Consider the following 13,838-nt stretch of genomic DNA (forward strand, 5'->3'; position numbering starts at 1 on the left):
AGTTTCACGATCCGGTTCGCTCGGTAGATCCTCGGGACAGGCCCGAGGATGACGGCTTGACGCCGAGTTATCCGGCAATCTTCGAAAAATCGGCGACAGTGCCGGTCGCTTCGCGGATCAGCCTGAGCAGCGCCAGACGGTTGGCGCGGACCGCCGCGTCCTCGTCGTTAACAAGCACGTCCTCGAAGAACCGGTCGACAGGGGCGCGCAGCTTCGAAAGCGCGGCCATCGCCGAGCGGAAGTCCTCGTTGACGATCGCAGCCGAAGCCTCGGCGGAGGCATGGGCGACGGCCGCATGGAGCTCCCTCTCGGCATCGAGCTTCAGGAGCGCTTCCGAAACGCCATCGGCAACGACGGTGCCCTTCTTCTCTTCGGCGGCGAGCAGCTGGGTGGCGCGCTTGGTGCCGGCCAAGAGGTTCTTGCCGTCCTCGGAGGTGATGAAGGCGGTCAGCGCCTCGACGCGCCGCGCGATCATCAGGAGATCGTCCGTCTCCGGCGTCAGCACGGCATCGATCAGATCGTAGCGAGCGCCCTGATCGCGCAGATAGACCTTGAGGCGGTCGTGGAAGAACGACAGCAGATCGAGCTGACGCGACAGGTCCACCCCTTGCTCCACCCTCGGTACGCCGGCCTTGTCGGCGATGTCGTCATCGATCCGGCCCATATGGCTGACGATGCGCGGCAGCAGCGTCAGGCGAACATTCCGCTCAAGAATGATGCGGATGACGCCGAGTGCGGCGCGGCGCAGCGCAAACGGATCCTTGGAGCCGGTCGGCTTTTCATCGACCGCCCAGAAGCCGATCAGCGTATCGAGCTTGTCGGCCAGCGCCACGCTGATGGCGATCTTGTCTTCAGGCACACGGTCGGACGGGCCCTGCGGCTTGTAATGGTCCTCGATGGCGGTCGACACCGCGCTATCTTCGCCCTGCAGCATCGCATATTTGCGGCCCATGACGCCCTGGAGTTCCGGGAACTCGCCGACGGCTTCGGTGCGCAGATCCGCCTTGGCGAGCACGACGGCCCGGTCGACGAGCTTGTGGTCGGCGCTGAGCGGAAAGGCGATCTTCGCAGCCATGGCCCGCATGCGCTGCACCCGCTCGCCCTGCGTCCCGAGCTTTGCCTGGAAGGTGACGTTGAGCGCATCGAGCTTCGCCATGCGCTGGTCGAGCGGCTTTTTCAGGTCGAGATCGAACGCCTTGGCCGAGGCTTCCAGCGTTTCCAGATCGGGCAGGTTGCCCTGGTCGCGCTTCCAGAAATGCAGCGCGTCGGAGAGGCGGGCGCGCACGACCTTGCCGTTGCCGTGGATGATTTCCTTGCCGCCGTCGGTCGCCTGGATGTTGGAAATCAGGATGAACTTGTTCGAAAGCGTCTCCTCACCCTGTTTGCGGGTGACGAAACACTTCTGGTTCGTCTTGATCGTAAGGCGGATGATTTCGGAGGGGATCGACAGATAGTCTTCCTCGAAGGCGCCCATCAGCACCTGCGGCCATTCGACGAGGCCGGAAACTTCTTCCAGCAGGCTTTCGTCCTCGACCAGCTCAAGACCGCTGGCAAAGGCCAGATTGGCGGCGTCGGAGGCGATGATCTCCTTGCGGCGCTCGGCATCGAGAATGACCTTGGCCTTCTCCAGATTGGCGACGTAATCGTCGAACCTCCGGACGGTGATCGCGGCAGGCGCATGGAAGCGGTGGCCGTAGGTGATGTTGGAGGCGACGATGCCTTCGATCTCGAAGGGGATGACCGTGGTTTCTTCATGCTCGGTGCCGAAGGTACAGACGATCGACTGCAGCGGGCGCACCCAGCGCAGCGAACCGGGCTTGGCGGATGCCTTGCCCCAGCGCATCGGCTTCGGCCACGGGAAGTCGCGGATGATGCCGGGCATCACGCCGGCGATGATCTCTTCAGCGTCACGGCCCGGGCGCGAAATGACGGCAACATAGAAATCGCCCTTCTTCGGGTCGCTCTGCACCTGCGCCTCGGAAATCGAGGATAGCCCGGCGCTGCGCAGAAAGCCCTCGATCGCCTTTTCGTTGGCGTCGGTGCGCGGGCCCTTCTTCTCCTCACGCACATCGGCGGAGCGCGCCGTCAGGCCGCGGATATCGAGCGTCAGGCGGCGCGGCGTCCAGTATTCGCGCGCACCCTCATAGGAAAGACCGGCTTCGACAAGCGCATCGGTAACGAGCTTCTTCAGGTCGCCGGCAGCCTTGCGCTGCAGACGGGCCGGAATTTCCTCGGAGCGGAGTTCTAGAAGCAGATCAGGCATGTCACTTTTCCTTGCGTCACCGGGTCCGGGACGGTCCAAAACGGTCGCCTCTGCTACCAAAGAATGCCGCATCTGCACAACCGCAAAAACGCCGCGCGGTGGGGCATTTCGCTACGTTGTGCCGTGGATGCCCCCCTCTGCCCTGCCGGGCATCTCCCCCACAGGTGGGGAGATTGGCTGGGGGCGGTCGCTCGTTCCAACTTCTATTGTTTGGGGAGATGCGCGCAACGAGTCGATCTCCCTCCTTGTGGGGGAGATGCCCGGCAGGGCAGAGGGGGGTGGCCACAAACACTACCGTCGCCTTTCCGCTGTGGAAACCGCCCTCGGGCATTGCCTTGCCGTTTTTCGCCGCTATGGTCCGCCAACTTTTGTCAACGATCAGGGAATCCCATGGCCGCAGACCTTCGCTCGCTCTCCGCCGTCATCGCCTCGGAAATCAACGCCCGGCCGGATCAGGCCAAGGCGGCGATCGAGTTGCTGGACGAGGGCGCGACGGTTCCGTTCATCGCCCGCTACCGCAAGGAAGTGACCGGCGGCCTCGACGATACGCAGCTCAGAAATCTCGCCGAACGGCTGGTCTATCTGCGCGAACTGGAGGCGCGGCGCGACACCATCGTCGAGTCGATCAATTCTCAGGGCAAGATGACCGACGAGCTGATGGGCAAGCTCTCCGGCGCCGCCACCAAGGCCGAACTCGAAGACCTCTATCTGCCCTACAAGCCGAAGCGCCGCACCCGCGCCGAGATTGCTCGCGAGCGCGGCCTCGGGCCGCTGGCCGAAGCCATCCTCGCCGATCGCACTAGGGAACCGGCAACGCTCGCCGAAGCCTATATCACCGCCGACGTCCCCGACGTGAAGACCGCGCTCGAGGGCGCCCGCGATATCGTCGCCGAAGGGATTGCCGAAAATGCCGACCTGCTCGGCAAGCTGCGCGCCCATATGCGCAGCGCAGCCCTGCTGAAAGCCAAGGTCGTGGATGGCAAGCAGGCCGCTGGCGAGAAATTCTCAGACTATTTCGACCATTCCGAACGCTGGGCAACCGCCCCCGGCCACCGCGCGCTGGCCATGCTGCGCGGCTGGAACGAGGAAGTGCTGACCCTGACGATCGAGGCAGATGCCGAGACCGCATCGCCGAACAAGCCGGTCGAGCGGATGATCGCCATCGCCTACGAGATCGGCAATTCCCGCCCCGGCGACCGCTGGCTGCTCGATGTCGCCAGCTGGACCTGGCGCGTCAAACTCTCCATGTCGCTATCGCTCGATCTGATGCGCGAGCTGCGCGAACGCGCCGAGGAAGAGGCGATCCACGTCTTCGCCCGCAATCTGAAGGACCTGCTGTTGGCCGCCCCCGCCGGCTCGCGCGCCACGATGGGCCTCGACCCGGGCATCCGCACCGGCGTCAAGGTCGCCGTCGTCGATGGCACCGGCAAGGTGGTCGCCACTTCCACCGTCTATCCGTTCCAGCCGAGAAACGATGTGCGCGGCGCGCAGGTCGAGCTCGCTTCGCTGATCCGCAAGCACAATGTCGAGCTGATCTCCATCGGCAACGGCACCGGCAGCCGCGAGACCGAGAAGCTGGTGGCCGACATGCTGGCCGAGCTTCCGGGCACGAAGCCCACCAAGGTCATCGTCTCCGAAGCCGGCGCTTCCGTCTATTCCGCCTCGGCCACCGCCGCCGCCGAATTTCCGGATCTCGACGTCTCCTTGCGTGGCGCCGTCTCCATCGCCCGCCGCCTGCAAGATCCGCTTGCCGAACTCGTCAAGATCGAGCCGAAGTCGATCGGCGTCGGCCAATACCAGCACGATGTCGACCAGGGCAAACTGTCCCGCTCGCTCGATGCCGTCGTCGAAGATGCCGTCAATGCCGTCGGCGTCGATCTGAACACCGCGTCTGCGCCGCTGCTGTCGCGCGTCTCCGGTCTCAGCCGCTCGATCGCCGATTCCATCGTCGTCCACCGCGATCAGAACGGCCCCTTCGAAAGCCGCAAGGACCTCCTGAAGGTCGCCCGTCTCGGCAACCGTACCTTCGAACAGGCCGCCGGCTTCCTGCGCATCCCCGATGGCAAGGAGCCGCTGGATGCCTCGTCGGTGCACCCGGAAGCCTATGGCGTCGCCAAGAAGATCGTCGCCGCCTGCGGCCGTGATCTGCGCTCGCTGATGGGCGACAGCACCCTGTTGAAGGGTCTCGATCCGCGCAAGTTCATCGACGAGCAGTTCGGCCTGCCGACCGTCAAGGACATCATCTCGGAGCTGGAAAAGCCCGGCCGCGACCCGCGCCCGAGCTTCAAGACCGCGACCTTCGCCGAAGGCGTCAACGAAATCTCCGACCTGAAGCCCGGCATGGTTCTCGAAGGCACGGTCACCAATGTCGCAGCCTTCGGTGCCTTCGTCGATATCGGCGTGCATCAGGATGGCCTTGTCCACGTTTCGCAGCTCGCCGACCGTTTCGTGAAGGATCCGCATGAGGTCGTCAAAGCCGGCGATGTCGTGAAAGTCCGCGTCGTCGAGGTCGATGCCAAGCGCAAACGCATCGCTCTTTCGATGCGCAAGGACGATGGCACAGCACCCCCGCCACGAGGCGAGCAGCGCACGAACAACGCGCCCCGGTCGCAGAATTCTTCGCGCGCTGCGCCGTCAAAACCCGAGAGCCAAGGCGCTTTTGGCGCCGCGCTGGCCGAAGCGATGAAGCGAAAATAAGCACTTAGGGCTGATAATTGCAAAAATGTCACAGTTTGGCAGCGTTGTTGCCAAAGTGCTAAACTGTGCGCTTGTCAGACACGAGAGAGCTATTAAGTTGATGTGACCGTCCTGTCACATTGCGAGGCCTCATCATGGCGTCGGGATTCCTGTCGATTGTCCAGAAAATCATCCGCAAGGGTAATCTGAAGCTTACACTCGCCAACGGCGAGACACATACGGTCGGTGATGGCAGCGGCGATCTGGTCGCCGTCCGCATCGCCGATGAAGAGGCGGAAAAGCTGATCCGCCGCGACCCCACCCTCAAGCTCGGCGAAATGTATATGGATGGCCGGTTCATTCTTGAACACGGCAACATCTACGACTTCCTCGCCATGGTGAAGCAGAACACCACCAACGAGATCTTTGACATTCCGATGGCGGCGCTTCTCATTGGCCGCATCGCCCTGCAGCAGCTGAAGAGCCGTCTGCCCGTCAATCACAACAAGCGCAACGTCGCCCATCACTACGATCTGTCGGAGCGGCTGTTCGAGCTGTTCCTCGATGAAGACTGGCAATATTCCTGCGCCTATTTCGATCCGCCGGGCATCAGCCTGGAGGAGGCGCAGGTCGCCAAGAAGCGTCATATCGCCGCCAAGATGCTGCTGCAGCCGAACCAGCGCGTGCTGGAGATCGGCTCCGGCTGGGGCGGCATGGGTCTCTACATCGCCGAGGCGACGCCGGGTCTCGATCACACCGGCATCACGCTCAGCGAAGAGCAGCTGAAGATCTCGCGCGACCGCGCCGAAAAGCGCGGCCTTGCCGATCGCGTCCGCTTCGAGCTGCAGGACTACCGGACGATGCGGGCACAGCCCTTCGACCGCATCGTCTCCGTCGGCATGTTCGAGCATGTCGGCATCGGCAATTTCGCCAATTATTTCCGTAAGGTGCATGAACTTCTGGCCGATGACGGCGTCATGCTCCTGCATTCGATCGCCCGCCCGAAACCAAGCTTCGCCACCAACGCCTTCATCGAGAAATATATCTTCCCGCAGGGCTATATCCCGTCGATCGGCGAGACCATCCCGGCAATCGAGAAAGCGGGGCTGCTGGTCCGCGACGTCGAGGTTCTGCCGCTACACTACGCCTACACGCTGCGCCACTGGCGCGACCGCTTCGTTGCCCGCAAGGCGGAGGCGGTGGCGCTCTATGACGAACGCTTCTTCCGCATGTGGGAGTTCTATCTCGCCGGTTCCGAGATCGGCTTCCGCTGGGACGAGCTGTTCATCATGCAGATCCAGATCACCAAGAACCAGTATTCGACGCCGGATAACCGCAATTACATTCCAGCGGCCGAAACGAAGCTGAAGGAATTCGAGGCGGTGCGTCCGCCTTTGGAAAAGATTAGCTTCTGACAATCGAGCGCGGCCATCGAGCCGCGCTTTTCGCTTCAAGGATCATTGTTGTCATGGCCAGCGCCCATCCCGAAATCACCCTCGTCCGTCACGGCGAAACCGAATGGAGCCTGTCCGGCCAGCATACCGGCCGCAGCGACATACCGTTGACCGCAAAGGGAGAGGAGGCCGCCTGCGGCCTCGCCCCCCGTCTCCAGGGCGTTCCGGCATCCGCCGTCTGGTCAAGCCCGTCGCAACGCGCCCGCAACACCTGCAGCCTCGCAGGCTTCGGCGCCAACGCCGTCATCAAGGATGATCTCGCCGAATGGGACTACGGCGCCTATGAAGGCATCACCACCAAGGAAATCCTGAAAACCCGCCCAGGCTGGCAGCTCTTCCGCGACGGCTGCCCTGACGGCGAAACCGCCGCCGATACCGGCACCCGCGCCGACCGCATCATCGCCGGACTGCGCGCGCTGAACGCCCCCGTCCTGATCTTCTCCAGCTCCCATTTCCTGCGCGTGCTGGCCGCTCGCTGGCTCGGCTTGCCACCGGAAGACGGATCGAAATTCGTGCTGGATACGGCGAGCATCAGCGTGCTGGGTTATGAGCACGACCTGACCGAGCCGGTGATCCGGCGGTGGAATGGGCGGTAGGTTTATGAGGACAGATCGTCGGTGTCGCTCAGCAGGAACTGAATTACGGCGCGAATGTCCGTTAATTGCCCACGCGTCAAGACGCCGATTTCCTTGTCTAGATTGGAAACGGGCACGGCAGCAATCTTATCGCACATGGCGAAGGATCGAATGCTAAGCCCGTTGGTTGGCGAAGGTTCAATCGCAATGCGCGTTTCGGGTGCATCAGCGTCGAACGTCGTCAGCGGAACAACGATGACGCTTTTCAGGTTGAGCGCGGGATTTTGCAGAATGACGGCAGGGCGTGGCTTGCTGGTGTAGCTCCCACGCGCTGCCATTGTGTAAATCGCACCGCGCTTAATCATCGCCTTCCACAGGCGCACTATGCTCGGCAATCCACATCATAACGTTATTCTCTTCCGCCTCGTTGGCGCGGATGCGTTCGGATTCTTCCCGAATTCTTTGTTCCTTGGCGCGACGGATATAAAGCCTTATCGCATCTCGCATGGCCTCGCTCGGCGATTGCGCGTTGCTTTCCGCCGCGCGCGCGAATTCATCCCGAAGGTCGGGGTCAATTCGTGCCTTGGTCACGAAGCTCATCTTTGCGCTGGACATGTGTCACCTTCTGTGACCCACACTATACACCCAAGGTTATCGGCGGCAACACCCCGCGCCCCCATGCCCGCTTGACCCGCCGCGCTCACCGTCGCTAGATGCCCCCATGCAAAAGATCGACGGACTGAACGGGCGAGTCGCCGACGCGCCTTCGGACAATTGGGTTTACCGGATCCTGCCACCCTGGCTGTGGCCTTATGCGCAGCTGGCGCGCTGGGACCGGCCGATTGGCTGGCAGTTGCTGATGTGGCCGTGCTTCTGGTCCGTGGCGCTTGCCGCCAATGCGGCGGCGATGCAGGGCAGCTTTTCCGGCGGCCTGACCATCTATCATCTGATCCTCTATTTCATCGGTTCGGTCGCCATGCGCGGTGCCGGCTGTGCCTATAATGATCTCGTCGACCACAAGATCGATATGGAAGTGGCCCGCACGCGCTCGCGTCCGCTGCCATCGGGCCGTGTTACCCGCACGCAGACGAAGATCTTCATCGTTCTCCAAGCCCTCGTTGGCCTGATCGTCCTTCTGCAGTTCAACTGGTTTGCCGTCATCCTCGGCATCCTGTCGCTGGGCATCGTGGCGCTCTACCCCTTCGCCAAGCGCTTCACCGACTGGCCGCAACTCTTCCTCGGTCTCGCATTCTCCTGGGGCGCTCTGATGGGCTGGGCAGGCATTTTCGGCAGCCTGTCGCTTGCAGCCGTGCTGCTCTATATCGCCTCCGTCGTCTGGACGATCGGTTACGACACGATCTATGCGCATCAGGACAAGGAAGACGACGAGTTGATCGGTGTCCGCTCCACAGCGCGGCTGTTCGGTGATCGCACCCGCCAGTGGCTGATCGGCCTTTACGGGGCGACGCTAGTGCTGATGCTGCTTGCCTTCTGGCTGGCAAGCGTCGGGCCTGTTGCCTATCTTGGCCTCGCGATCGCTGCCGGCATGTTTGCCTGGCAGATCGTCAAACTCGATATCAACGATGGCGACCAGTGCCTCTATCTCTTCAAGTCGAACAACCGGGTCGGCCTGATCATCTTTGCCGGTCTATTCGTCTCGTTGCTTCTGACGCTGCCCTGATCAAAACAGAAAACCCGGCGCAAGGCCGGGTTTTCTGTTTGCGTTCTGTCGCCGCGATCAGTTGCGGGCGATGATTTCCTTGCCTTCGATCTTCATCGAGACACCGAGCTTGCCGGTCGTGCGGCGCACCAGGAAGCGCGGGCGGCGGTTGGCGAAATAGGAGTGGCGGCGGCGCGGCTTCATGTGGCTGGTGCGCAGATCGCCGAGATGTTCTTCCAGCGGGCGGGCAACGCCATCGGCCTCGACCATCAGCATCGGAATGCGGAAGGCTTCCGACCAGCCGCGCCAGTCGGCGGCGATATCGCCGAGATCGTGTGCGACGAGGAGCGGCACACAGAGATCGGGATCTTCATGGTGGAGTTCCAGGGTCACGGTCACTTCGCCGTCACCATGGTCGATCGCCCGGGCTGCAACACCCTTGAAGGCGCGCTTCGGCAGGGCGATAGAGAGCGGCAGGCCGCTGGAGGGGAGAACCTTGCGCAGGATGGCGCCACGTTCGTCGATCGTTATGTTGACGTCACCGGAGGCGTCATGGATGGCGTAGCTGACCTGCTGGGGAAAGCGCGACGGATCGAGGCGCAGTGTCGTACCAGCCCATGCGGGCTTCATAACGGTGTTGTTCATGTTCATTTCTACCCTTGTCTTACCTGAGAGCCGGTTTCCGGTCTTCTCCTCGGGGCTTTTTCGCCCTCTATGGCTCGACAATAGGCGCGGCCTCTTCCGGACCGCTTAAAATTTGCGGTTAAGAAAACGCTGCCTTTCCTGATGGTTATCAAAATCGAATGTGGCAGGGTTTCTGGAATGTGAACGTTGTCTCATAAGAGCATGTGCCATAACGGCACCCGCGTCGGTAAGCCTCAAGTAAGCTTTAAGTGGCAAAATCGAGACAGGATATCCCGTTATTCTTTTAGGTATTTTCCCGAAAAGGGCGCTCTCGATGATTTCATCTTCCGTTGCTTACGCGATATTGTCGAAAGATATGAAGACGAGCCTCGATCGTGTCGCATCCCAGTCGACCGTCAAGAGCAATGCCGATTACTATGCGGCGAACATCAACAAGGTCAAAGACGTAGACGATTTTCTCGGCAACTATAAGCTCTACAGCTATGCCATGGACGCCTACGGTCTCAGCGACATGACCTATGCCAAGGCCTTCATGAAGAAGGTTTTGGAGAGCGATCTGACCGACGCCAACAGCTTCGCCAACAAGCTGGCCGATTCCCGTTACAAGACATTCGCCGCCGCCTTTAATTTTCACACAGCAGCGCCACAGGCTCAGACCTCCTCTCAGGAGGACGACATGATCGGCCTCTACACGCAGTCGTATCAGGATAGCGGCAAGGACGCCGCGACCGAGTCTGCCTATTTCAAATCGGCGATGCGCGATGTGACGAGTGTCGATGATCTGGTCGGCGATCCGCGTCTCAAGGACTTCGTGTTCAAGACCTTCGGCATCGACGGCACTTATGTCTCGAACAGCTTCCTGAAGAATGTTCTGACGAGCGACGTCAGCGATCCGAACAGCTTCGTCAATACGCAGGCTAACGCCAAGTATCAGGATATGGCCAGCTACTTCAATTTCGCGGCCGACGGCACGACCGGTGCGACGCCGCAGCCGCCGCAGACTGCCACGCAGCAGACCGATCTGGTCAGCCGCGCCAATGCCAACGGCAAGGACTATTTCCAGTCGGCGATCGGCAGCATTGCCAATGTCGATCAGTTGCTGTCGGACCAGAAGCTCAACAATTTCGTCCGCGCGGTCTACAATGTCGGCAGCACCGTTTCGGATGCCGACCTGAAGACTTATCTGACCGATCCGACGGAAGCCGCGGCCAAAGGCTACACGACCCTCAACTCGGCCTTCAGCTTCAACGCCGATGGCAGTGTGAACGGCAGCGCGCAGACCGCTGCGCAGACGGTGACCGCCGCTACCCGCTTCGATCAGTCGACGGCTTACTACAAGCGGATCATGGAAACCGTGACCGGTGCCGACGATATCGTCGCCGATCCCGGCTTGTCCTCCTATGTCAAGGTCGCCTTCGGCGTGCCGATGTCGATGACCGACGAGAATGTCACGAAGCTGCTGACCGACCCTGCTTACGCGGCCTCGGTCGGCGCGCCCGATGCGCCCTCGGCTTTCAATTTCAATGCCGATGGTTCGACGGTCGGCGCAGCGCAGACGACCGATCAAAAGAACGGCATCCTCGAGAAGTACACACTGAACTCTCTGCAGAAGGTCGTGGACTACGACGACGCACCAGGCGAGCCTGACGACGTCTATTACGTCACGCCGGCGGCGGCGGCCTTCAACAAGTCCTATTTCGAAAAGACGATCAAGACGATCACCAACGTCGATCAGCTGATGGCCGACGACCGAATGACGTCTTACATCAAGGCAGCCTACAGCCTTGGCAGGCATGGCTATGGTAGCGGTCTTGTCGACGGGCTTGATAATACCGGCCTGCGCCAGGTGTTGGTCAATTCGGGCCTCGCCGGCCAGCTTGGCCTCACAGAGCTTCACGACGCCTTTAACTTCAATACGGATGGGACGGTCACGTCTCCCGATGGTGCCCAGAGCGCTGCAGCTACCACGCAGACCTCGACGCAGTACATGAAGCGCTACGACGATGAAGCCAACGACTTCATGGATGACATCACCACAAACTACAAGAACCTCATCACCTCGAGCGTCGGCACAGGAACGTTCTCGGACGTCAAGAATATCAACGACTTCCTGCGCGACAACAAGCAGATCGACTTCAGCAAGAGAAACGACGACCTTCCCGACATGTATCATGTCGCGCTGCAGGCCTTCGGCTTGACGGAAGCGGACCTCCCGAAGTCGATGGCCCGCAAGGTGCTGACGAGCGATGCCTACGATCCGAAGGGCTATGTCGCTTCCTTGAAGGATGAGCGCATCACCAATTTCGCCCGCGCCTTCAACTTCGGCAGCGATGGCAAGATCGGTCAGCATCTGGCGCCGCTCTCCGACGCGTCGATGGCGAAATACGCGACCAATTACAAGTCGCACCTGCTGATGTTCATGGCTGACGGCCCGGCCAAGGACAAGGCATCGAAGGATGCGGCAAAGGACGTCGATGCGTTCGCCAAGGGCATGGACGATGTGAAGTCGCTGGACGACTTGCTGGGCAACACCAAGCTCACCGACTTTATCCTCAAGTCCGTCGGTCTCGACCCGAAGGACTACAAGAAGGATACGCTGAAGAAGATCTTCACCTCTGATCCCGCCGATCCGAAGAGTTATCTGAACACCAAGGCCGATACCAAGTTCAAGGACATCGTCGCCGACTTCAACTTCGACAAGGACGGCAATCTGACGCGCTCCAAGCTCGGCGCGGTCCAGGACCAGGGTGCGCTTGACCGCACGCAGCAAGGCTATCTGGCGCAGACGCTGGAAACGCAGCAGGGGCAGAACAACGACGGCACCCGTCTTGCGCTCTACTTCACCCGCCAGGCGCCGAACATTACCTCGCTCTACACGATCCTTGGCGACAAGGCGCTGTTCCAGGTCGTCCAGACGGCCTTCAACCTGCCGAGCCAGGTTTCCAGCATGGATGTCGACAAGCAGGTGGCGATGCTGCAGAAGTTCATGGATCTGAAGGATCTCGGCGATCCCAAGAAGGTCGACAAGCTGGTGAAGCGCTTCACGGCGATGTACGACATCCAGAACAGCACCACCCAGGCGCCCGCCCTGCAGATCCTGACCAATGGCGGAACCACCAAGGCGGCCGGCGTCCTCGGTTAATCGAGGTTGACGACCTTGTCGGGGTTCATGATGCCGGCGGGGTCGAAGGCGCGCTTGATGCGGCGCATCAGATCCATCTCGATCTCGGAGCGGATCGCGGCCAGCTCGTCGCGCTTCAGTTGACCGATACCATGCTCGGCCGAGATCGAGCCGCCATGGGCGCGCACGATGCCATGCACGATCACGTTCATTTCATGCCATCGGGCGATGAAGGCGTTCTTGTCGGCGCCGATAGGCTGCGAGATGTTGTAGTGGATGTTGCCGTCGCCCATATGGCCGAAGGCGCAGATGCGCGCGCCGGGCATCGCCGCCATCACGGCCTCGGCCGCTTCCGCCATGAAATGCGGGATCCGCGAAACCGGCACCGAGACATCGTGCTTGATCGAACCGCCCTCGGGCTTCTGCGCCTCCGACATGCTTTCGCGCATGTGCCAAAGCGCCTGCTGCTGGGCAACCGATGAGGCGATCGCCGCATCCTGTACCAGGCCTTCCTCAAAACCTTTTTCCAGAAGCGCGTTCATCATCCGCTCGGCGGTTTCGGCCGAATCCGAGGTCGAGATGTCGATCAGCACATACCAGGGATGCGGGCTTTCCAACGGATCGCGTACACCGTCGATATGCTTGCTGGTGATCTCGACACCGAAGCGCGGCATCAGCTCGAAGCCGGTCAGCGAGGTGCCGCAAAGGCTGCCTGCCAGATTGAAGAGCGCCAGCGCGTCCTCGACGCTGCCGATCCCGGCAAAGGCCACCTGCTTGCCGAGTGGCTGCGGGAAGAGCTTCAGCACCGCGCCGGTAATGATCCCGAGGGTTCCTTCGGCGCCGATGAAGAGGTCGCGCAGGTCGTATCCGGTATTGTCCTTCTTCAGCCGCCGCAGTCCGTCCCAGATCTCGCCGGTCGGCAGCACCACCTCGAGGCCGAGGCAGAGCTGGCGCATATTGCCATAGGCCAGCACCGCCGTACCGCCGGCATTGGTCGACAGGTTGCCGCCGATACGGCAGGAGCCCTCGGAGCCGAGCGACAGCGGAAACAGCCGCCCGTTCGCCTCCGCCGCCTTCTGCACTTCGGCCAGAATGGCGCCGCCGTCAGCAACCAGAACGTTGGCGACCGGATCCACATCGCGAATCTTGTTCATGCGCTCCAGCGAGATGATGATGTCCGACTTGCCTTCGCGTGGCGTCTGCCCGCCGACCAGCCCGGTATTGCCTGTCTGCGGCACGACTGCGGTGCCGGTCTCGGTGGCAAGCTTCAGGATCGCTGAGACTTCACCGGCATTGGCAGGCTTCAGGAGGAGAGGGGAGGAGCCGTGATAGAGGCCGCGGTTCTCGACCAGATGCGGTGCAAGTTCGGCCTCGCTGCGCAGTGCATATTTTTCGCCGACGATGGCGGTGAAGCGGTCGAGAAGTTCCGGGGATACGCTCATCG

At 61.4% G+C, this 13,838-nt stretch carries 10 protein-coding genes; 5 read left to right on the forward strand and 5 right to left on the reverse strand.

Annotation, left to right across the window (positions count from 1 at the left end; translation table 11 throughout):
* Positions 1–67: 67 nt before the first annotated feature.
* On the reverse strand, positions 68–2,263 hold the full coding sequence (glyS, locus tag AC1DNK_RS03705) for a glycine--tRNA ligase subunit beta (protein ID WP_477939361.1): 2,196 nt from the start codon (positions 2,261–2,263) through the stop codon (positions 68–70).
* Positions 2,264–2,653: 390 nt separating this feature from the next.
* Between glyS and AC1DNK_RS03710 the strand changes: the two genes are divergently transcribed.
* The 3 genes from AC1DNK_RS03710 to AC1DNK_RS03720 all read left to right on the forward strand — a co-directional run bounded on the left by AC1DNK_RS03710 (position 2,654) and on the right by AC1DNK_RS03720 (position 6,989).
* A complete protein-coding gene (locus AC1DNK_RS03710; protein WP_477939363.1) occupies positions 2,654–4,960 on the forward strand; it encodes a Tex family protein in 2,307 nt (768 codons plus the stop codon).
* Between the two features lie 134 nt (positions 4,961–5,094).
* Positions 5,095–6,354, forward strand: coding sequence for a class I SAM-dependent methyltransferase (locus tag AC1DNK_RS03715; protein ID WP_477939365.1), 1,260 nt, complete (start codon positions 5,095–5,097; stop codon positions 6,352–6,354).
* A 53-nt stretch (positions 6,355–6,407) separates the two neighbouring features.
* Positions 6,408–6,989: a histidine phosphatase family protein gene (locus AC1DNK_RS03720; protein WP_477939366.1), complete on the forward strand. Its 582-nt coding sequence runs from the start codon at positions 6,408–6,410 to the stop codon at positions 6,987–6,989.
* A 2-nt stretch (positions 6,990–6,991) separates the two neighbouring features.
* On the opposite strand, the gene AC1DNK_RS03725 is transcribed toward AC1DNK_RS03720, so the two are convergent.
* Both AC1DNK_RS03725 and AC1DNK_RS03730 read right to left on the reverse strand, forming a co-directional pair.
* On the reverse strand, positions 6,992–7,333 hold the full coding sequence (locus AC1DNK_RS03725; RefSeq protein WP_477939368.1) for a type II toxin-antitoxin system PemK/MazF family toxin: 342 nt from the start codon (positions 7,331–7,333) through the stop codon (positions 6,992–6,994).
* Entirely contained in the window at positions 7,326–7,583 is a 258-nt protein-coding gene (locus AC1DNK_RS03730; RefSeq protein ID WP_477939369.1) for a ribbon-helix-helix protein, CopG family, read from the reverse strand. Before AC1DNK_RS03730 ends, AC1DNK_RS03725 begins: the two co-directional genes overlap by 8 nt.
* 106 nt (positions 7,584–7,689) lie before the next feature.
* Here AC1DNK_RS03730 and ubiA point away from each other — a divergent pair, with 106 nt between their 5' ends.
* Complete coding sequence (gene ubiA / locus AC1DNK_RS03735) at positions 7,690–8,649, forward strand: 4-hydroxybenzoate octaprenyltransferase (RefSeq protein ID WP_477939371.1); 960 nt, start codon at positions 7,690–7,692, stop codon at positions 8,647–8,649.
* A 57-nt stretch (positions 8,650–8,706) separates the two neighbouring features.
* Here the strand turns inward: ubiA and AC1DNK_RS03740 are convergent, their stop codons facing one another.
* Positions 8,707–9,273, reverse strand: coding sequence for a DUF6101 family protein (locus tag AC1DNK_RS03740; protein ID WP_112386520.1), 567 nt, complete (start codon positions 9,271–9,273; stop codon positions 8,707–8,709).
* 313 nt (positions 9,274–9,586) lie between these two features.
* On the opposite strand from AC1DNK_RS03740, the gene AC1DNK_RS03745 reads away from it, so the two are divergent.
* Entirely contained in the window at positions 9,587–12,415 is a 2,829-nt protein-coding gene (locus AC1DNK_RS03745) for a DUF1217 domain-containing protein (RefSeq protein WP_477939373.1), read from the forward strand.
* Here AC1DNK_RS03745 and AC1DNK_RS03750 read toward each other — a convergent pair.
* Positions 12,412–13,836: an FAD-binding oxidoreductase gene (locus AC1DNK_RS03750; protein WP_477939375.1), complete on the reverse strand. Its 1,425-nt coding sequence runs from the start codon at positions 13,834–13,836 to the stop codon at positions 12,412–12,414. The genes AC1DNK_RS03745 and AC1DNK_RS03750 overlap by 4 nt on opposite strands.
* Between the last annotated feature and the right edge of the window lie 2 nt (positions 13,837–13,838).

The sequence above is a fragment of the Rhizobium sp. 01N424 genome (assembly GCF_056399485.1).